Source organism: Nonomuraea sp. NPDC049129, from assembly GCF_040648495.1.
GTDB lineage: Bacteria > Actinomycetota > Actinomycetes > Streptosporangiales > Streptosporangiaceae > Nonomuraea.
Map to the genome: position 1 here is coordinate 1 of NZ_JBEZDU010000045.1, position 19764 is coordinate 19764.

At 64.2% G+C, this 19764-nt stretch carries 15 protein-coding genes and 1 pseudogene; 5 read left to right on the plus strand and 11 right to left on the minus strand.

Features of this window, described 5'->3' with window-relative positions:
* Positions 1-262: 262 nt before the first annotated feature.
* Entirely contained in the window at positions 263-1498 is a 1236-nt protein-coding gene (locus tag AB0B64_RS57925; protein WP_358204903.1) for a hypothetical protein, read from the minus strand.
* Here AB0B64_RS57925 and AB0B64_RS57930 point away from each other — a divergent pair.
* On the plus strand, positions 1469-2587 hold the full coding sequence (locus AB0B64_RS57930) for a metallophosphoesterase (RefSeq protein ID WP_358204908.1): 1119 nt from the start codon (positions 1469-1471) through the stop codon (positions 2585-2587). The two genes, AB0B64_RS57925 and AB0B64_RS57930, sit on opposite strands and share 30 nt — an antisense overlap.
* A gap of 67 nt (positions 2588-2654) precedes the next feature.
* Here the strand turns inward: AB0B64_RS57930 and AB0B64_RS57935 are convergent, their stop codons facing one another.
* Both AB0B64_RS57935 and AB0B64_RS57940 read right to left on the minus strand, forming a co-directional pair.
* The gene (locus AB0B64_RS57935) at positions 2655-2900 is read right to left on the minus strand and encodes a hypothetical protein (protein ID WP_358204916.1); all 246 of its coding nucleotides are present in this window, start codon (positions 2898-2900) and stop codon (positions 2655-2657) included.
* Between the two features lie 91 nt (positions 2901-2991).
* A complete protein-coding gene (locus AB0B64_RS57940; RefSeq protein ID WP_358204921.1) occupies positions 2992-3420 on the minus strand; it encodes a hypothetical protein in 429 nt (142 codons plus the stop codon).
* Positions 3421-3999: 579 nt separating this feature from the next.
* Here AB0B64_RS57940 and AB0B64_RS57945 point away from each other — a divergent pair.
* Complete coding sequence (locus tag AB0B64_RS57945) at positions 4000-10668, plus strand: polymorphic toxin-type HINT domain-containing protein (protein WP_358204926.1); 6669 nt, start codon at positions 4000-4002, stop codon at positions 10666-10668.
* Positions 10665-11048 (plus strand): hypothetical protein, encoded by a 384-nt coding sequence (locus AB0B64_RS57950; RefSeq protein ID WP_357961394.1) that lies wholly within the window; start codon positions 10665-10667, stop codon positions 11046-11048. Before AB0B64_RS57945 ends, AB0B64_RS57950 begins: the two co-directional genes overlap by 4 nt.
* Before the next feature lie 411 nt (positions 11049-11459).
* On the opposite strand, the pseudogene AB0B64_RS57955 reads toward AB0B64_RS57950, so the two are convergent.
* The 7 genes and pseudogenes from AB0B64_RS57955 to AB0B64_RS57985 all read right to left on the minus strand — a co-directional run.
* Positions 11460-11957: pseudogene (locus tag AB0B64_RS57955) on the minus strand (transposase family protein); the annotation flags it as partial.
* Entirely contained in the window at positions 11954-12787 is an 834-nt protein-coding gene (locus tag AB0B64_RS57960; RefSeq protein WP_358204934.1) for a hypothetical protein, read from the minus strand. The pseudogene AB0B64_RS57955 and the gene AB0B64_RS57960, both read right to left, overlap by 4 nt.
* Positions 12788-13167: 380 nt before the next feature.
* Positions 13168-13380: a DUF397 domain-containing protein gene (locus AB0B64_RS57965; RefSeq protein ID WP_358204945.1), complete on the minus strand. Its 213-nt coding sequence runs from the start codon at positions 13378-13380 to the stop codon at positions 13168-13170.
* 13 nt (positions 13381-13393) lie between these two features.
* Entirely contained in the window at positions 13394-13684 is a 291-nt protein-coding gene (locus AB0B64_RS57970) for a Scr1 family TA system antitoxin-like transcriptional regulator (RefSeq protein ID WP_358204960.1), read from the minus strand.
* A 1430-nt stretch (positions 13685-15114) separates the two neighbouring features.
* The gene (locus AB0B64_RS57975; protein ID WP_358204965.1) at positions 15115-15348 is read right to left on the minus strand and encodes a DUF397 domain-containing protein; all 234 of its coding nucleotides are present in this window, start codon (positions 15346-15348) and stop codon (positions 15115-15117) included.
* Between the two features lie 434 nt (positions 15349-15782).
* Entirely contained in the window at positions 15783-15986 is a 204-nt protein-coding gene (locus AB0B64_RS57980; protein ID WP_358204969.1) for a DUF397 domain-containing protein, read from the minus strand.
* Positions 15979-16800 (minus strand): helix-turn-helix transcriptional regulator, encoded by an 822-nt coding sequence (locus AB0B64_RS57985; protein ID WP_358204975.1) that lies wholly within the window; start codon positions 16798-16800, stop codon positions 15979-15981. The genes AB0B64_RS57980 and AB0B64_RS57985 overlap by 8 nt, the downstream gene beginning before the upstream one ends.
* A gap of 690 nt (positions 16801-17490) precedes the next feature.
* Here AB0B64_RS57985 and AB0B64_RS57990 point away from each other — a divergent pair.
* Complete coding sequence (locus tag AB0B64_RS57990) at positions 17491-17925, plus strand: ATP-binding protein (RefSeq protein ID WP_358204983.1); 435 nt, start codon at positions 17491-17493, stop codon at positions 17923-17925.
* A gap of 33 nt (positions 17926-17958) precedes the next feature.
* Positions 17959-18258, plus strand: a complete 300-nt coding sequence (locus AB0B64_RS57995; protein WP_358204990.1) for a hypothetical protein — start codon at positions 17959-17961, stop codon at positions 18256-18258.
* 78 nt (positions 18259-18336) lie between these two features.
* Here the strand turns inward: AB0B64_RS57995 and AB0B64_RS58000 are convergent, their stop codons facing one another.
* A complete protein-coding gene (locus AB0B64_RS58000; RefSeq protein WP_358204999.1) occupies positions 18337-19752 on the minus strand; it encodes a hypothetical protein in 1416 nt (471 codons plus the stop codon).
* Between the last annotated feature and the right edge of the window lie 12 nt (positions 19753-19764).

Genomic DNA, 19764 nt, shown 5'->3' on the forward strand with positions numbered 1-19764 from the left:
CGGAACAGGTAGCGCGCGACCTCGTCGGGGGACAGCCTGCGCTGTCCCCTGAACGTGCAGGTCACGCCGTACTCGTTCTCCAGCCCGAAGATGCGGCGATCCATTGCCTCACGCTACTCTCCCATCACGCTCTCGCCCAGGTCATCCAGGTGGTCCGTGTCGACGCCGAACGTGAAGTGCCAAGAGGCTCGAGCCGGTGATCGCCCTCCGGCAGGACCTTCCCACGCAAGACCGGAAAGCCTTGCCGACCCGGTGCCGGACGTCACTCGCCGGGCTTGGTGAACTCCACGCCGTCGACCCGGAACACCGTAACGCGGCCGGGGTAGTCGCCGACCGCCAGAAGCCGGCCGTCAGCGGAGAAACCAACCCCCTGGTACCAGTTCGGCCACTCGCCGGGAACGGCGAAGCGCGGCTCCAGCGGCTGTCCGGTCGCCACGTCGTAGACAATGACCGGGCCACGAGAGGGGGCGCCGGCGAGCAGGGTGCCGTCGGGTGACATTGCGAAGTCGGCGAACCGCTCGTACCCGTCCCGTTCGCCCTCGATCGCCCAGCACAGGTCGCCGGATGCCACCGAGAGGCCGAAGCATCCTGACGTCTTGCCGCTCGCGACGAGGATTTGCTCGGTCCCATCGAACGCCAGCTTGTCGAACCGGCGGCCGAACCCCTGGAATCCCGCCGGGAAGGGGAACGGGGCGGCGAGCACTCGCTGACCAGCGTCAACATCCCAGATCTCGAGGTCGTACTCCGTATCGCGGTTGTCCGGGTCATGGGTGAGGGCGAGGAGCCGGCCTGACGGCGACAGTGTGGCGGTGGTCTGGAAGCGCTTGCCCGGCGGAAAATCGAGGCACGAATCGCCGTCCGGGCCCAGCACTCGCACCGCGTGATCGTTGCCGACGACCAGCATCCGCTGGCGGGCCGCGTCCCACTCCGGTCGGGTGTGGGGCAGGCGCTGGACATGACCGGTGGCGAGCGCCACCGTGTAGCTCACCTCCACCATGGTGATCCTGTCGCGGATGGTGAACGTCAGGTGCGATCCGTCCGGTTCGAAGGCCATGGTGTGGATCAGTGAGTACTGGTACGCATCGGTGTAAATCACCTGCCGGACGCCGGTCCGTAGGTCGATTGTCTGCACATCGGAGCCGGCACTGCCGACCCGGTCGGGGATGCCGCGGGCGACCGCGACGGTGTGGCCGTCCGGGTGCATGGCGATCTCCACGGCGCCGTTCTCTGCCCGCGTGGCGCACTGGACGACGACGTCACCCGGCTCGGTCGCGGCGGCGTCGCGGAGCAGGGCGTACCCGTCACGCATCTTCTCGGTGACGACCTTCTCCAGGGCCTCGCGTGCCGCGGGCCCGTCGTCGAACGCCTTCGTGCGCCCCTGAGGTTTCCCGGTACCGGCCCACCAACTCCGGTGCAGCTCAACCCCGTCGACCCGGAGTTCCAAGTACTTGGGCTTGGAGGTACCGGGATGAGTCAGGAGAATTTGATCACGATTCACACGCGGCATCGTAGATGTCTCCAGCACCGGAGATCGCGCAAAATCCTTTGTCCGCCGTACCGACGCCTCCCTACGATCTCCCGAATGCGGCGCACGATCATCATCGGCGACATCCACGGCTGCTTCGACGAGCTGCTCGAACTGCTGGAGAAAGTCGAGATCCGACCGGACGACCTGCTGGTCAGCGTCGGTGATCTGGTCGATCGCGGTCCAGTGCCCGGTGACGTTGTCAGGCTTTTCCGCGAGCGCCCGAACTCGGTCGCGGTCATGGGCAACCACGAGCGGAAGCACGTACGCGGGATCTTCTCCTACGCACAAGAGATCACGCGCTTGCAGCTCGGCGACCACTACGCCGAAACGGTCGACTGGATGCGGACACTGCCGTACTACTTCGAGAACGAGCACGTCCGTGTCGTCCACGCCGCGATGCTGTCCGGAATGCCGCTAGCTGACCAGAGGGAGGAAATCCTCTGTGGCTCGACGAGAGGCGAACGAGAGCTCGCGGCGCTGTTCCCGGACGGCCACTGGTACGACCACTACACCGATGCCAAGCCGGTGGTGTTCGGCCATCACGTGACCGGCCGGGAACCGATGATCCTCGACGGCCGGATCTTCGGCCTCGACACCGGTGCCTGCCACGGCTGGAATCTCACCGCACTGTGTCTTCCAGGATTCACGGCCCACTCGGTAAAGGCGCACGCGGATCATTGGGCGATCACCAAGCGTCACTGGCAATTGCCCGTCCTGAAGTCGAAGCCTTGGCATGACTCCACCTGGCTCGAGTTGGCTCAGGCGACAGAGCGATTCACCTCGGCATCTGACACCGCTACACGGGGGTGGTTGGAGGCGCTCCAAGAGTGGGCCGCGGATCTGCAGTCGGCATTCCCCACGTTGGTCGCCACGGCGCATCGAGTCGCCGACGAGCTCACCGAGGAGGGACTGCGCCGACATCCTGCTGCGAAGATTCTCTTCCAAGCCCGTAACGGCCGCCTCGACCAGACCAGTCTGGCCAGGCAGTGCCCGACACCGCGCAGAACGATCGACCTGGCGGCAGCATTGGGGCTGGCTCTGGACGAGTTGCCCAACTGAACCGGGCCTTGACCATCCCCAAGATCGTGGAGATGGCCAAGGCCGAGTTATCGAGCTATGGGGTATGTCATGGAGTGGTGAACAACCACCATTGGGTGGTGCCGTTCTGCGAGCAGAACCACGAAACCCATTGACCGGCCTGCTGGCCCTGCAGCCCGGATACCGCGCAGACTTCGAAGCTGGCATAAGGGCCGAGGACGGTCTGGGCCTTGACGGCGGTCCTTTCGATGGCGGCCATCGCAGGGCTGCCGGCTCCCAGCAGCAGACTGGTCGCGGCGGCCACGCCGGCAAGCAGGCGGATTCGGTAACTCACGACAAACTCCTTTTCTCGATGGGTTGCCGTTTCCGGCGTGGGTACGAAGATGTTTTGCGTTTGGTCTGCTCAGCTCAGAAGCCGGCGGACCTCAGCAGGAGATCACCAGGGAGAACGGTCGATCGTCGTCGACGGTCCTCGGGTTCTGAGCCGATGGCGTGGCTGTGCGAACGAAAAGTGTCGTTCCATTGACCGCGCCGACCAGGATCGACGCACTGCCCGGCCCGGGGTCACTGCCACCCGACGTGTTGACCGTTCCGGTCAGCGCGCATCTGCTGATGTCGGAGTCCGTCGTCAGGTTGTAACGCCCCCCGCCGAACTTGTTGACGTTCCTGATGCCCGACGCGGCGAGCAGGGTTCCGTTTGAGCTGACTTTGGCCCAGAGGATTCCCGGGGCAGCCCGATTGGCGGACAGGGCAGCGGAGTTGGTCTCCGCAGTCGCGCTCGAGACGGCGAACACGCCACTGGCGATGATGGCAGAGGCTGCCAGCATCATTGGCAGTCGCACTGAATTCTTCATGTCTACCTCCATGAGAAAGGATTCATCCTCGGCTGGATGCTTGCTCCGACTGTGCATCGGGGCGGCATACGAGGGGGATCCCTAGATTCAGTGATTGCGGTGGAGTGCATTCGCTCGATGCGGTTTTTGGCTGGAAAGCAAGGGAATGGCGGTTCGATATCCGTTTTGTGTTCAATGAGACCGAAAGGTTTGACTGGCAGACCGTGGTGATCACCATTCCCCGCGCGTGTCGAACCGGTTGACATGGAGCTCGCATCAGATCACAGCGGTCAGCGGCAAGAGCTGGGCAGGCGGCAACCCGGCACCCACGGTCTCGTGGCCGTACCGTCATCACTGTGATGTAGATCACATGTGCATTTTTCTTCAGGAAAGCGCCTTCCCTGACATGTCGGTTGACCAGTGAACATGAAGTGCGTGGCTGACGCGTCCTGACGGTTGGTGTCGGGTAAGTGACCCTCCCGTTGTTGACCGATCTTGGTTTGTCGATCACATTCCGAGTGATCGTTCTTATGTCTGCCTTAGGTGCGCCAAGGCCCCGTTTCCCGGGGTCTGCGTCAGCGTGCCTTGAAGGGATGCGGTATGCGGGCTCGGCGTGTACGGATGTGGTTGGCGGCGTTGATCGTCGGGCTGTGCGCGATGGTGCTGATTTCGAGTGTCGGGGTGCCGGATCAGCTGGTGGAGCGGGCTGCCGCTGCCGCGCCGGACCCTGAACAGTCGGTGGACGGCCGCCCCGTGCCGAAACGCGAGGTCCCCAAGGGCGCGGAGGAGTCGGCGCCGAAGGTGGAGCGGCGTAAGCCGGTGTGGCCGAAGGCGGGCACGGCCGAGGTGGAGGTGCCGGCCGTCGGCAAGGTGGCCGAGGCCGGGACGTTGCCGGTCAAGGTGGGCCAGGTCAAGGGCGGCGGGCTGGACAAGGTCAAGGTGGAGACCTTGTCGCCGGCGGTTGTCCGCGCTCTGGGCGGGGTGGGGATCGCCGCTCGAATGGTGCGGGCCGATGACGGGGCGGCGCCGGGCAAGGTGCGGGCGGAGTTTTCGTACGCGGGCTTCCGGGACGCGTTCGGTGGGAACTTCGTCAGCCGGTTGCGGCTGGTGCGGGTGCCGGCGTGTGCGGTGGAGGTGCCGCGACCGAAGACGTGCGTGGTGCGCCCCGTGGTGGTGCCGTCCACCAACAACGCGAAGGCCGGGATGCTGACCGCGGAGGTCGAGGCAACGCCGGCCGGCGCGAAGGCGGCGGCGGTCAAGCCGACACCTGCGGGCAAGGATCGTAAGGCGTGGGCGGCCCAGGTGACGCGCGATCGGCAGGCGGCGCAGCTGGCCGCCGGGTCGGTGTATCTCCTGCAGGTCGGCATGACGGGGCCAAACGGCAACTGGGGCGCGACCGATCTGAAGCCGTCGGGGACATGGCAGGCGGGCACGTCGGGTGGCGGGTTCGACTATGACGTGCCGTTGCCGGAGGCGCCGTCGGTGGGCGGTGACGGGCCGGATCTGTCGCTGCAGTACGACGCGTCGTCGGTCGACGGGCAGGGGCAGTGGTCCAACAACCAGTCCAGCGTGGTGGGTGCGGGCTGGGATCTGAGCGCCGGATTCATCGAGCGGCGCTATCGCCGCTGCTACGTCGACAACGCCTACGACGAAAACACCGCAGAGCTCATTTGGGAAGCCAAGGAGCTCGGGATCGGCGGGGAGGCGTTGTGCTGGGAATCGCCGGATGACACCGACGAAGACAGCTCCACCAATGACAGGTCGCAGTCGGAGTTGGTGCTGTCGGCGGGTGGCCGGTCGGCGCAGATCGTCAAGGATCGCAATGCGGGCGGGGGCTGGAAGACGGTTCCGGATTTCGGCTGGAAGATCGAGCAGGTCGCCGGGGGAGCCGACAGCCAGCCGTACTGGAAGGTCACCAGCCAGGACGGCACGGTGTGGCGGTTCGGCTACACCAAGGACGCCCAGTGGCAGGTGCCGTACGTGGGCAACGACTCGGGCGAGCCGTGCTACGACCGCTACCTCAACAACGACATTCCGCCGACCTGCACCGGCGTGTGGCGATGGAACCTGGACCAGGAGCTCGACTCCAACGAGAACGTGATCGACTACTCCTACAACCGGGAGACCAACTACTTCTGCCTGCCCTCGTGCACGCACGAGCTGTACCGGGTGCTGCCCTATGACCGGGGCGGCACGCTGGCCAAGGTGCAGTGGGGCCACAACACCCAGGTGCCCGGCAGCGTGCCGACCGCGCGTACCACCTTCACCACCGCCGATCGCGGCGGCGTGGACGTGCCGACCGACCTGCAGTGCGCGCAGGCCGCCGGCTGCGCCAACAGCGCGATCGGCTTCTTCTCCACCCGCAAACTCACCTCGGTCCTGACCGAGTCGCTCAACCCCACCTCGAACGGGTGGGATCCGGTGGACCGCCTGGACCTGGCACAGACCTGGATCTACCAGCGCACCGACTTCGGGCCGGCCGACGACCCGGCGCTGTGGCTGGACACCGTGCAGCACGTCGGGCTGGCCGCCGCCCAGGAGGTGGCGTTGCCGCCGCTGGACTTCGACGCGGTGATGCTGGCCGGCAAGATGGACTACGACTCCATGTCGGACTGGACCGACCTGCTGTCATGGCGGATGGTGCCGCGCATCGCCGCGATCGGCAACGGGATGGGCGGCCGCACCGAGGTCACCTACGGGCAGGCCGATGCGTGCGGTGGCGGCAAGGGTCGTGACGGCTCCAATTACTTCACCGACAAGAGCGGCGATTGCTACGACGTCGACATGGGCAGCGACCCGGACTCCGGGTATGAGAGCTGGTCGCGCTTCTTCAAGCAGCTCGCGGTCAAGGTCGTCGAACGGGACATGGTCGGCGCCTCGCCGGACATGGTGCATCAGTACGAATTCCTCGGCAAACCTCGCTGGACCAAGCCGGTGCAGTTCGCTGAGCCCGGCCAGGCGCCGCCGACCTCGGACTGGCGCGGCTACAGCCAGGTCCGCACCATCGACGGCTCCGGTACTGACCCGTCGGCCTACACGGTCACCACCCGCACCTTCCTGGGCGGCACCGGCGAGACGCTCACCGACTTCGACGGCGGCACCGTGGTGGACAAGCCCATTCTGCAGGGCAATGTGCTGCAGGAGCAGTCGTGGAAGATGACCGCGCTCAGCCCGCGCGCCTATACCGAGGTGGATTCCACCCGGTGGGAGTACACGATCCAGACCACCGGCAACGGGCCCGGCACCATGGATCCCGCCCTGGTCCTGCAGACGCGTGAACGCTCCCGGGACAAGATAACCGGCGGCGCTTGGCGTTATACCGACTCCAAGACCGGCTACAACGCCGACGGTCTGCCGAACAAGGTCAACGACTACGGCCAGGACGGCGTCACCACTGACAACACGTGCACCACGACCACGTATGCGCGCAACGCCGACGCCGGTCAGTGGCTGCTGGACTTCCCGTCGGTAGTGGAGGAGCGCTCGGGCGACGACTGCGCCGCCGGGGCGTTGATCGGCAAGACGGTCAGCCTGTACGACCTGGGCACCGACCCGGCCACCAACAAGCCGAGCGACGGCAACCCCACCGAGGTCCGCACCTACGCCAACGCGTCCACGATCTCCACGACCAAGGCGACCTTCGACGAGTACGGCCGGCAGCTGACCAGCGTGGACCCGCTGGGCAAGACCACCTCGACCACCTACACCCCGCCCGTCGGCTGGCCCGCCACCGGCGTCACGACGACCAACCCGCTCGGCCATACCGTCACTGCCCGGCTGTCGCATCGCCTGGGTGAGGCGGTCGCGGTCACCGATGCCAACGGCAAGACCACCGAGATGGACTACGACGCGCTTGGCCGTACCACCGCGTTGTGGAAGCCGGGCCAGCCGCGCAGTGGCGGCACTCCCAGCACGACGGTGGCTTACGACATCGCCTGGAACGGCTGGCTGGGCCAGCCGACCGCGCCGATCAAAACCACCGTCAAGCAACTGCTGACCGGCACGACGTACACCAGTGCCATCAGCTACGAGGACGGGTTAGGCCGGGCCCGCGAGGCGCAGACCGCCTCGCCGTCCGGTGGCCGGATCGTGACCGCCACCACCTACGACCCGCGCGGCCTGACCAGCGCGATCTCCGAGCCGGTGCACAACACCGGCCAGCCGGGCAGCGGTCTGCTCAACCCCGCGACGGCCAGCCTGCCGCAGTGGACCAAGACCGTCTACGACGATCAGGAACGCCCGGTCGCCTCGATCGCCTACCACCTCGACACTGAGCTGCGCCGCACCAGCACCGCCTATCCCGGCGCCGACCGCACCGAGGTCACCCCGCCCGTCGGCGGCAAGACCGCCACCGTCACCGACGCCTTCGACCGTGCCGTCAAGGTCGAGGAGTGGGCCGACGCCACCACCCACCAGGACACCAGCTACAGCTACGACCTGCACGACAACCTCACGAAGATGACGGACGCCAACGGCAACGTCCGCACCTACACCTTCGACTGGCTGAACCGGCGCACCGCCGCCACCGACCCGGACGCGGGTGCCTCCAGCTACGGCTACGACCTGGCGGGTCGGCTGGCCTTCAGCATCGACGGCAAGAACCAGAAGATCTCCAACAGCTACGACGACCTGGGCCGGCGCACCATCCAATGGGCCGGGGAAGTGTCCACCGGCACCAAGCTTGCTGAGTTCAGCTACGACACCGTCGCCAAGGGCCAGCCCGGCGCCGCCACCCGCTACACCGCTGGCCAGGCCTACACCCAGACCGTCACCGCCTACGACAGTGACTATCGGCCGACCGCCACCAAACTCACCATCCCGGCCAGCGAAGGCAACCTGGGCCGCGACTACACCTTCACCTCGGCCTACGACGCCGCAGGCAACCTGCGTGAGCAGAGCCTGCCTGACGCGGGTGGGTTAGCCGCCGAGAAGCTCACCTACGCCTACACCGACCTCGGCTTCGCCAAGGGACTGACCTCCGACTTGGGTGGTTTCACCTACGTCAAGGACACGGCCTTCACCCCCACTGGCAAACTCGCCACCCGCTCGCTGGGCGCCGCCGGTCAGGTCAAGCGCACCCTCGAACGCGACACCACCACCGACTGGCTGTCGCGGGTCTCCACCCAGACCAAGGCCGACACCAGCACCCCCGACACCGTCCAGGACGACCGCTACAGCTACAACGTCGCCGGCACCATCACCCGCGTCCTGGACGCCGCCTCGGCCATCCCCGGTACCACCGACGGTCAGTCCGAATGCTTCACCTACGACGGCCTACTCCGGCTGAAGACCGCCTACACCACCACCGCTTCCTCGTGCACCGGGACAGGCGACGCCAAGGGCTTGGACCCCTACAGCCAGGCGTATTCCTACGACAAGGTCGGCAACCTCACCAGCCTGACCGACAACGGCCAGACCGCCACCTACACCTATCCCGCCCCCGGCGCCAACGCGGTCCGGCCCAACGCCGTCACCTCCATCACCCGTCCCACCGGCACCGACACCTACGCCTACGACAACGCCGGGCAGTTGTCAGCTCGCACCGTGGCCGGCAAGCAGGCCACCTTCGACTTCGACCAACTCGGCCAGCTGGCACAGGCAACCGTCGACGGCAAGCAGACCTCGATGGTCTACGACGCCGCTGGGCAGCGGCTGATCCGCCGCGACCCCGACGGCAGCACCACCCTCTACCTCGGCCCGATGGAACTGCGCCTGTCTGGCGGCCTAGTCGCGGGCAAGCGCTACTACAGCGCCAGCGACGGCTCCCCGATCGCCATGCGCGACGCCACCGGCGTCACCTGGCTCCTGGCCGGCCAGCACGGCAGCACCCAACTGGCCATCAACGCCACCACCGGCACCATCAACCGCGAACGCTACCTGCCGTACGGCCAGCGCCGCGGCGGCGACGACCTGCCCTTCACCGACCGAGGCTTCCTCGGCAAGATCGAAGACGCCGCCACCGGCCTGGACTACCTCGGCGCCCGCTACTACGACCCCGCCATCGCCAAATTCATCTCCACCGACCCCGAACTCGACCTACGCACCCCCGAATGGGCCAACCCCTACAGCTACGCCGCCAACGACCCCATCACCCAATCCGACCCCGACGGTCGCCGCGTCGACACCGGAAACGCCAAATCCGACAAAACCTTCTCCAAAACACACAAGCCCAGCGGCCAGAAAAAGAAGACATGGGAGATCAAGCTCGAAAGGAAAGAAAGAAAGCGGCTGCACAAGCAGGCAACCGCAAACGAGCGCAATCGAACCCGCGACGCTCTGGCTGCAGACAAGATTCGGCAGCAGCGGGAAGACGACGCCATGAAGTCGCAGGTTCCATGCAAGGGTCACAACAAATGCGACGAGGGTCGGGTCGAAGAAAACGATGACGTATCGAACATCATCGGGGCTGTATCCGGCATAGGCGGAGTCGTTAAAGGCATCGGCGCGGCGTTGGTTCGTGCCGCAGCGCGCGCTGGAGCAAAGACAGCCGTTAAAGAGGCTGAAGTCGCGGTCGGCACTAAGGGCGTCAAGGCACTTCGCAAGTGTCTCGATAGCTTCGCGGCTGGCACCTACGTCCTCATGGCCAACGGCACCAAAAAACGAATAGAAGAGATCAAGGTCGGCGACAAAGTGCTCGCCGACGACCCCGAGACGGGCAAAAGCGGCGCCAAGAAGGTCACAGCACTCCACCGCAACCGCGACACCGACCTGGCCGACATCACCATCCCGACCGCCGATGGCCACGCCACCATCCACACGACCCAGCACCACCCCTTCTGGAACGCCACCAAAAAGACCTGGGTCGATGCCGCTGACTTGCATCCCGCGGATACCCTCCGGACACCCCGTGGTGGCCGCGTCACAATCGTCAAGGTGCGAGCCTTCGCCGGCGCGCAGTACATGTACAACCTGACAATCGACGACATCCACGCGTACTATGTGCTCGCAGCTGCCACCCCGGTCCTCGTCCACAACAGCAATGGGCCCTGTAGCGTTGCAACCCTGCCAAACCTTCACGGGAAATCTCTCGCTGAAGCCGAGCAGGAGATCTACAGCCGTGGCTTTACCTTTAAGTCGGAGACCAAGGGTGGATACCGGAGGTACGACCATTCAGACGGGAGTGTGCTTTGGATCCGGCCGAACGGAGAAGTTCAAAGGATCGGACCGAAGATTGATCCTGGTCCGAACCAAAAGAACTACAGTGTCAGATACGGCCCGGACGGAAAGGTCGCAACTGGGCATTCAACGGGGGAGTTCGTAGTACGATGAGCGCATTTGATCAGTTCCTCAAGGTTGCGCCGCGCTGCGAGGGGTACGTCGTGGATCGACTCTCTTTGGCGCAAGTCGATGACGTTGATGCTCTTGAGATCGGTCTCCGCTGGGGGCCCGAGAAGCCGGATATTATGCTCGCCTTTCGAGATTTGTATTTCTTCTCCATTGGTAGGACTCCCGGGCCCGGAGCCGGGCCGCTGGATCAGGTGATGGCAACGGTGCTGGGACCTGAGAATGCGCCTTGGCCCGACGGTATCTCTCTTGACCTCGTACGCTCAACTTCCTTGCCGCCGTTGCTCTGGCTTAGGGTAGAGGGACCGGTACAGTTCGACGTGATCGCTGCAATCGCAACGGTTTCGCTTGAGGTCCTGACCTGATCCTGGGCGCTGAGAAGCTGTACGGATAGGTGAGCCCCGCTAATACGGCAGTCGCTATTCACGGCGTGACCAGCATGAATGCGCGATAGGCCGATGCGATCTTGTGACCGGAAGCGGGAACAACGAGAGCAGCCGCTCGTGATCAAGACTGTGTGACGAGTACAAGTGCGCCACGAGGCGCGGTTATTTCCGGATGGAGGTGGAAGACCATCCGTTTCTTCGCCGTCGTAGCGGCGGGGTAAAGCTGGAGGCAGCCTGACCCGGGGATCACCAAGGAGGGTGGGAGTAGCCTCGACAAAGTAGCGCCGGTTCAGTACTACCGGATGGGTCGGGCGCGGTGAGCGAGACGAGAAGGTATACGCGAGATCACGTCATGCGCGGGGTGTATTGCGCGCTGCGTGAGCGGGTGGCCAAGCCCGCTTCCTCGAGGGCGCGCAGGATGCCCCAGATGCGGGCGGCGCTCAGGTCGTGGGCCTTGCCCGGTAACGCTCCGGAGGTCCACAGGATCGTCCCGTTCGGTGAGGCGAGGACCTGCACGTTCATGCCATGCACGCGGTGCTTGCCGGAGAAGTACGGCCGGTCGGCCTTGATCCGGTCAGTGTGGATCAGCGTGCCGTCCAGCACCAGGTAGTGCAGCCCGTCCCGCTTGGCCTTGCGCAGCGCCTGGCCGAGCTTGGGCGACCGGGCCGACAGCAGCGCGATCGTCTCCTCCACATACCGCCACGCGGTCGCGGTCGACAGCCCAAAACCGGCTCCGCGCTCGGTGAACGTCTCGCCCTTGCGCAGGTAGACCAGCACCAGCAATGCCTGCTGACCCGCGTTGAGCAGCCGCCAGGCCGACCCGATCGTCTTGCGATGCCGGCGGATCACCCCAGCGACGTAGTTCAGCGGAGATTGCTTGGGTGCTATTCGGTGTTGTCGTTGACTGAGCTCTGCAGCGCGGCTAACGCCAAGCAGAGGTCGTTAAAGGTATGCAAGGAGTCGATGGCCTTCTCGTAGGCGTGGATGCGACGTCGGTACTCGTCGATGATCGCTTGCCAGGTATGCCGATGGTCGCCGGTGGCAACGACGAGGAGGGAGTCGTAGGTTCCCAGGTCGCAGCCGATGGTGATGTCGACGAAGACGTCACCTGGTGCGAGCAGGGTCGCCAGTTCGGGTTGCGACTGTCCGCGCAGTGACTCAAGCAGCCCGTTCTTGCGGTCAGCGTCAGCGAGGCCGAAAAGGTTCACGTTGCCGTCGACGTCCATCAGCGTGCTGGTGGTAAGGGCCGTCAGTTCACGCAGGTCGCGGGCAGCGAAAAGTCCGGCCTCGTGTCGATGTGCACGTTGCCAGTCGGTGGGAGCCGGTCGAGTGGGCAGCATGACGCGGGGGACGACGAATCCATGGTCGCGGGTCGGCCAGTCCGCCCGCTCGGCATCGATCTCATATTCCCAGGTTATGAAGCCGTAGTCGTGCCGCCCCAGGTAACGGATCGCCTCGTCGCGTGCCCAGGTCGGGACAGCGAACCGATGTTGTCCGGCTGTGAACGCCCAGGCCAGACCGAGATAGACCGCAACTTCCTCCCGGTTGTTGTTGTTAACGCCGTAGCGGAGCAAGGGGTTGTATTGCGGGTCGTCGGGATAGTCGAGTTCGTAGAGGCCAGCCCAGTGGCGTTCGATAACGTCCTGCCCGAACTCGGCGATCAGCCGGGCATGGGTGATGCCGTTGGCGTACTCGAAATCGAAGTTCAGGCGATTCATGATCACTAGCGTAATACGGCAGTCGCCATTCGTTAGCTGAGCTGGGTGGCGCTCGGGCCGTGTCTTGGGCCGACCGGACGAAGCCATCGGTGGTGGTGTGTCTGTCTGCCCAGGTGACCTGCCCGGATTCGCCATGGACAGTGACGGCCTCGATGATGGTGCGCAGGAGCCGCTTGCGATCAGCGGTTGACAGCACCAGCAGCGGGCGCGTGGGCCAGCTCCTTGAGCCCGACATATGGCCCTTTGCAGTGGCAGTTCCCCACGCGTTCGCCAGGCTGCAGGCGAACGCACATTTGAGCCCTCACCAGGAATGGTGAGGGCTCTCGAAGGTCCCGGGAAGGGATTGTTCTCCGTGAGGAGATCAGTCGTGGTCCGGCTGCTCAGTCGGTAGGGAATTCAAATTCGTTCAGGTGGACGCCGCCGGTGAAGGCTCGCCACTCGCCGGGGGTGAAGATCAGCACGGCCGCATCAGGGTTCTTGCTATCTCGCACGGCTACATGCTGGCCGATAAAGGCAACCTCTACGCACTGACCGTTGCCACCACTGAGACTGCTCGTCCGCCAACTGGCACCAAGCAGGTCCTTGTCTTCCATGCCATCCCTCCTCTCACGCTTGTTCGAGGGCACGCGCCAAGACCATTTCCGTGGTGTCTGCATCGGCGGCCCTCATCACGATGTGCCCCAACATTACGTTATACCCTCCGATATCTTCCTGGCTTTCGAGGAAGAGGTCACTTGGCCCGGACTCTATGTAGGCGACATCCCGAGCCTCTCGGAAGCGGAGGATCGCGAAGCTTCCGTACATGCCTGGATGTGCCCCGATGTTGAAAGCGATCACTCGTAGAGTGATGTTCGGTAGGTGGGAGACCTCTCTCAGTTGCTCAATCTGGGTGCGCATGGTAGGCCTGCCACTAGATAAGACATTCTATGGACATTGGTGGAGAAAATAACAGTGGAAGCGATAGAACTCCGGGAGAGGCTCAAGGCCCTAGCGCGTGAGCACCTCTCAACCTTCGAGGAAACATATGGATATCCTCCAGGTGAGAACGTCATAGAGGCCGCCTCGACTCGCGAAAACGCTGTAATCCTCGCGACTGAGTTTGGCTCAAAGTTCCGTTCGAGATAAGCAGATTCTTCTATGCGATCGCCCGCATTGCACTACCCGACTTCCGGAATGGCTACTTTATCGGCCCTCCCACATGGATCGTGTCAGTTCACGGCAGTAGAGAGCCGGGCGCTGTGATGCTCGAAGCCGGTATGAGTGAGATCATGGCTCTCGGTTCAGACGGTGGTGGGTCGCTATACGCTGTTCCTGTTCCAGTCGGAGCGCCGGTATACCTACTCAAGCCGGGGGAAATCCGTAACGGCTGCTATTACCCTCCTCTAGGATCGACAAGCGGGCCCGCCATAATAGCTCCCTCTTTTGGGGAGTTCCTATACATGTTCGTTTCGGGTCTAAAAGAATTTGTTTGGGAGGGGGTATCCGGCCCGTTTGCGTAAGTGCTATAAAGTCTTTTGATGGGGCTTGCTGGGAAGCCCTACCGGGGATGCTCCGGCAAGGCTCAGGGCCGTCCACTACCCATCGGCGAGGTAAGCGAAGATGCGGCGGAAGAACGGCAAGATTCCTCTCGCTCATCGGGCTAGGCCTGCTGCTGCGAAAAGTGATCTACTGCGACGAGAACTCGTACTCGTTCCATCCCGCACACGCCAACATCCGCACGCCGTGGCTCGCCAAGCGCATCGCCCCCTCGGTGTAGTAGTGGTACTTGTATTCGTGCCGGGCATTGGAGAGCGGATTGACCACTCATGCTCCCTTGCGCATGGAACCAACGGCTTGACGCCGAATCTTTCTCCACAGAGCGAGCTCGGCATCCTTTTCGGTTATCACTCCAAAAAAGGACTCGCGCAGCGCATCTGCCGAACGCCTCCCGATGTTAATCATCAGCGCACCGGGGCTGTGACGATGGAAGGCCTCCGATGTGGACGCCTCCAGAACGGCTGTGGCCGGAGCAAGATAGAGGAGGTTGACTCCAGTGACCGCCGGTGAATCCGGACGCAGGTTTTTGGCTGCGATCGGTTCACCTACTCCGCGCCAATCCTTTCGCCGGCGACTTGCAGTTTCATACCTTCGGCCCAGGCCCTGGCGAACTCGATGATCTCGCCAGGCTCGGCGTGGAACTGCAGTGATATTTTTGCCACCCGGAATGCGCACTCCCGCCCATCGTCAGGTCGCGTGGCCGGGTGGTTGATCGTCCCTGTTCAGGTTCCGTCTGCTTCCCGGCCAATCAGGCAGCGGATGCAAGGATGTGGTGAGACGGCTCTCAGCGGCTAGATCAGACCGTCGAACTCTCCGTCTTTTACTGCCTGCACGAAAGTCTGGAACCCGGCATCAGTAAATTCGAGCCTAGGTCCAGCAGGGTCTTTGGAGTCGCGCATCAGAACTGTAATGCCGGGGGAGGCGTCTGAGCCATGAGCGATCGAAGTCACTTCGACGCAATCTCCGCCATTGGTGCTGTGGCTACTCTTGCGCCACGCGACACGTGGCTCTCGGGAAACCGTCATCGGGCGCTTTCCTCCGATTTTTCGAGAGAATCAATAAAGGTAATCGACTCGTCAGGATCCAACCTTCCAGGCTCAACGCCGCCACCCTGGCCGTCAGGTACGAGCCGTTACGTAGGTTGCGTAGGTTAGGGGCGAACTGGCGACGCGGCATTGCGGAGCCCGTCCACGCCTCAGCCATACCCCACCTTCCATCGAGTGCCGTAAATCGTGGAGGCGGATGCGGCGCAGCGCGGCATGGCTGAGGAGTGCTGCGAAGCGGCGGGTCACGTTGTGGTCAGGTGACCATGCGGGCTGAAGTGCCTCGATGGTGCCCATTCCGCTCACCTCATGCAAGACAAAGCAGGCGCAATGATCAAGGCTTCATCCTCGGCTACGAACGCGTCTTACCCATGACGCAGACGATCACCTCAGAGCTCCCTGAACCCATGCCGGGTTCAGGCCAGGTCGAACTCCCCGTCCTTGGCGCCTGCCAGAAAGGCGTGCCACTCACTGGGAGTGAAGATCAGCGCCGGTCCGCTGCGGTCCTTGCTGTCCCGAACCGCGACAACGTTCGGAAGGTTGTGAGCCACCTCGACGCAGTTGTTGCCGCTGCCACTGTGGCTGCTCTTGTGCCAATCGGCCTGTGAGAGATCAATCATGAGATAGGTCCTCCTTGGTTCGAGAGATGAGCCGCAGGGAGTCCTCCGGGGACAGGGCCGCACCGCGGATCCGCTCGAATATGAGCGTACAACGCTCGACTTGCTCCGTGCTTTCGATGTAGATATCGCCGGCCGTGCTCTCCACATAGGCGACGTTGGGGTCGTTCTCGTCGGAGAAGCTGAGGATGGTGAAGGCTCCCTCCAGCCCGGCGTGTTCGCCTGCTTGGTAGGGAATTACCTGGATGGTTACGTTGGTCCGCCTTGCCGCTATCAGCAACGCTTCCAGTTGTTCGTGCATCACTCGACGGCCGCCGATCGGGCGACGGAGGACAGCTTCATCCAGGATGGCGTTGAGGCTCGGCGCGTTCGGTTGACTGAGCAGCGTACGTCGCGCCATACGCGCCATGACGCGGCGCTGTGCGTCGCCCTCGGGGCGATGCATAGAGATGACGGTTCGAGCGTAGTCTTCCGTTTGCAGGAGGCCTGGGATGAGCTGGACTTCCCACTGACGGATCAGAGCCGCCTCGTCTTCGAGTCCGATGTAGGAGCCGGTGAACACGTCGGCATAAGCGGTCCACCATCCACGCTGGCGTACCTCGCTTGCGAGCTGTATCAGGCCGGCGCGCTCTGACGAATTGGCTCCGTACAGATCGCAGACGGCGGCAACGTCGGAACGACTTGCCATGGTACGGCCGGTTTCGATGCGGCTTACCTTGCTTCGGCTCCAGCCGAGTTGGGCGGCGGCGGCATCGGGGGTCAATCCTTTTTCTTCTCGCATTCTGCGCAATTCACGCGAAAGTCGCCGCAATCTCACTGTCGGACTATAGGTCGATGGCATGGAGGCCAGTGTGCCAGGTAGGCGATGGGCGAGCCCATCAGTTGCTCCAATTGCTTAGAAGATGCACAGTGCATTGACGGGTAGCGCAGAGCGGCGTCATGATGACTGCGTGCGGAAGGGCGGATGTGTGAAATGGTGCAATCGGCACAGTTCTATTCGTACTTGATTAATGTGGCGTTACGCCATAGGTGGGGGCGGTTCCTTCCTTCATGCGGGTCGTTCCTCCTGGCCATGGGCGATCACATGGCGGTAGAGCTGCGGCGAGGCAAACCCCTGAACTGGTCGTACGACATCGTGACGCGTCTGGACGGCTATGGGCCAGAGTGTTTAAGCCTGTTGGGCGAGTGCCGGCAGGTGCAGTACGAAAGGTGCAATTTCACAGACTCGGGCATTGTGCGCATACGGCGCGAATGCCCCTAGCGGTTCCTGCGGGTGAAGGGCGGTTGGAGCGATGAGGCATAACCGGACTCGACCCATTCGGGATCGAGACGAATTCCTCTGCTTGGAGGGGTCGGCCTGTGTTATGCGTCAAAAGGGGGTCCCCGCCCTGGTTCGTTTACTGCACGGCGGGGAGCTGTTCATCGCCATTTCGAGCGGCCGAGGCCGACGCGGAGAGGTGGGCGCGCTCGACGTGAACGTGTCCGATCGAATCTGGGAGCTTGCGCAATGAGCGGGTTGTTCCTGGCCGAGATCGTGTTGCCGGGGGTGAAGCGTTCGGTGTCGGTGGCTCGCCGGTGTGTGGGAGAGGTCCTGGCGGTGGCTGGGCACGAGGACGTGGACGACGTACTGCTGGTGGTCAGTGAGCTGGTGACGAATGCCACGTCACACAGCGCGTCCGGCGAGCCCGGCGGGTTCGTCACGGTGGAGGTCTCCTCCTTGAACGCCGTGACGGCCTACATCGAGGTGATCGACGACGGGTCGGCGGTGACCGTTCCCGAGGTGCACAAGGCCGACGCCGAGGAGTGTGGTGGGCGAGGGCTGTGGCTGGTGGAAGCGGTCGCGGTGAGATGGGGCGTACGCGATGAGGGCTACCAGCGGCGGGTGGTGTGGGCGGCGATGTCCACGAAAAGCGGTACGTCCGCCTGTGCGGTAAGGAGGTGAGGGCACAAAGTGAGGTGCTTTGGAGTGTCCTGGATGGATGATCCAGCGTGGTTTCCTCCGCACTGCATCAGCCCGCATCCGTGCCCGGCGCAGTCGCATGCTGAGCAGCTGGTGTGGAACGTGCCACGTGACCACGGCCGTGAAGTGTGTGTCGTCACGTGGACGTGCGAGTGCGGCAGCCCCTTCTACGAACTGTGCCAGGCGGGCGGGCAGCGGTTCATCCGCCGCACCCGAAACGGGCCGGAGAAGCGGATCGTCGACGAAAGCGATCGATGGCCTGCCAAGCAGGCGGATGCGCGGTGGAACGCCTTGCTGCTCGGGCTACTCCACTGAAGAGGTGAGGCGTGGAGCCCATCGACCGCCCATTACTGACGTGGCGGGCGCCGTCCGGCGCCCGCCACGCAAGTGGGATCAGCGGTGCCAGAGGACGGCTGAGGTGGTGGTGCTGTTGAGGGTGACGTCGCCGTTCCAGGTCAGGAACGACTCCTGGGGCAGGTAGTTCTGGCCGAGGAGGAAGCCGCGCTTGATCTCGGTGACGTGCACGGTGGCGCCGGTGTCGGTGCCGACCACGACGCGGTGGGCGGTCACCTCGGCGATGTCCTCAGCCGTCGTGCCCGCGGGCAGCTCCACTGTGGTCGCCGCCGGGTCGTCGCGCTGGAGGGACCAGGTCGGGTCCACGTGGTTTGACAGATAGACGGTCTCGCCGGTCACGAGGCGTACGCCGAGCGAGACGCCGACCCATGACGAGCCCGCGTTGGCCGGCTGCGTGGTCTTCTTGAGCACCGCGTACAGATAGTTGCGCTGGTCGCTCACCTCGGGCGTGGCCGGTGTGGTGGCTGAGGGGGCCTCGATCTTGCCCTCGCGGAGCATTTCCTTGGCCATGATCTCGTAGGTCCAGGGGTTGGCGTCCATGAGGTACTCGCGGGCCTGGTCGGCCGGCAGCGTCGGCAGGTACGACAGAAAGAACCGCATCGGGTCGTCCACGGTGTCGCACATGTTGTTGTTCGACGTACAGGTCTGCAGGAGGGCGTGGTTGTTCTCGTACCGGCCGGTGAAGTGCAGTGTCTGGTGGTCGGGGGCCTGGTAGGTGTCGCTGCCCGCGACCCGGTCGCCGTTCTGGTCGACTTCGACGCTGTAGATCCACTCGATGTCGGTCGTGCGGCCCCAGCGGGCCATCAGCGCGGGGGTGTTCGTGCCGCCGTCCTCGTTGCTCCACACCACCGAGTACGTGAGCTTCGTGTGACCGGGGGTGGTGGCCGGTGCCGAGTCGTGCCAGGCGATGAGCGGGGTGTCGGTCGTCGCGTTCTGGTACGGGTTGCCGAGGGCGGCGATGTTGCGGCCATAGACGACGGGCGCGTACCGCAGCACGAGGTATTCGGGACTGCCCTTGGCGTAGGTCGAGACTCGCAGCGTGTCCAGCACGATGGATCTGCTCGTCGCGGCGGAGCGCTCGGCGGCGAAGTGCAGGCGCAGCTGGTGTACCCCTGTGGTGAGTCGGCCCAGCGCGAGCTGGCGGTGAAGGGGCTGGGCGCCGGAGACCACGAGGTCGGCGACATATCGGTTGTCGACCGAGATGGACACGACGGCCGATTCGGCGCCTGCCTTCGCCCAGTCCGTGCCTGGCGCGGACGCGTTCAGGTCGATGAGGGCCTCGCCGGACTTCCGCACGACTACGGGCACTCGCGTGTCCGGGTGGTTGCGGCGGACCTCGATGGGCCGCGTTTGGGCGGTGTCGGCGGGTGTGGTCTGCGCCGTGGCCGGGGTGGTCAACCCGGTCAGGCCGGCCAGGACGGCGACCGTCGCGGTTAATAGTTGGGCAACTCGCATCAGGGGGTTCCT

What these genes read in the sequence shown, in the direction of transcription:
- AB0B64_RS57930 (WP_358204908.1), top strand. Translation starts at nt 1,469, where the DNA reads ATGAGTCAGGAGAATTTGATCACGATTCACACGCGGCATCGTAGATGT.
- AB0B64_RS57940 (WP_358204921.1), bottom strand. Translation starts at nt 3,420, where the DNA reads ATGAAGAATTCAGTGCGACTGCCAATGATGCTGGCAGCCTCTGCCATC.
- AB0B64_RS57945 (WP_358204926.1), top strand. Translation starts at nt 4,000, where the DNA reads ATGCGGGCTCGGCGTGTACGGATGTGGTTGGCGGCGTTGATCGTCGGG.
- AB0B64_RS57950 (WP_357961394.1), top strand. Translation starts at nt 10,665, where the DNA reads ATGAGCGCATTTGATCAGTTCCTCAAGGTTGCGCCGCGCTGCGAGGGG.
- AB0B64_RS57960 (WP_358204934.1), bottom strand. Translation starts at nt 12,787, where the DNA reads ATGAATCGCCTGAACTTCGATTTCGAGTACGCCAACGGCATCACCCAT.
- AB0B64_RS57965 (WP_358204945.1), bottom strand. Translation starts at nt 13,380, where the DNA reads ATGGAAGACAAGGACCTGCTTGGTGCCAGTTGGCGGACGAGCAGTCTC.
- AB0B64_RS57970 (WP_358204960.1), bottom strand. Translation starts at nt 13,684, where the DNA reads ATGCGCACCCAGATTGAGCAACTGAGAGAGGTCTCCCACCTACCGAAC.
- AB0B64_RS57975 (WP_358204965.1), bottom strand. Translation starts at nt 15,348, where the DNA reads ATGACGGTTTCCCGAGAGCCACGTGTCGCGTGGCGCAAGAGTAGCCAC.
- AB0B64_RS57980 (WP_358204969.1), bottom strand. Translation starts at nt 15,986, where the DNA reads ATGATTGATCTCTCACAGGCCGATTGGCACAAGAGCAGCCACAGTGGC.
- AB0B64_RS57990 (WP_358204983.1), top strand. Translation starts at nt 17,491, where the DNA reads ATGAGCGGGTTGTTCCTGGCCGAGATCGTGTTGCCGGGGGTGAAGCGT.
- AB0B64_RS57995 (WP_358204990.1), top strand. Translation starts at nt 17,959, where the DNA reads ATGGATGATCCAGCGTGGTTTCCTCCGCACTGCATCAGCCCGCATCCG.
- AB0B64_RS58000 (WP_358204999.1), bottom strand. Translation starts at nt 19,752, where the DNA reads ATGCGAGTTGCCCAACTATTAACCGCGACGGTCGCCGTCCTGGCCGGC.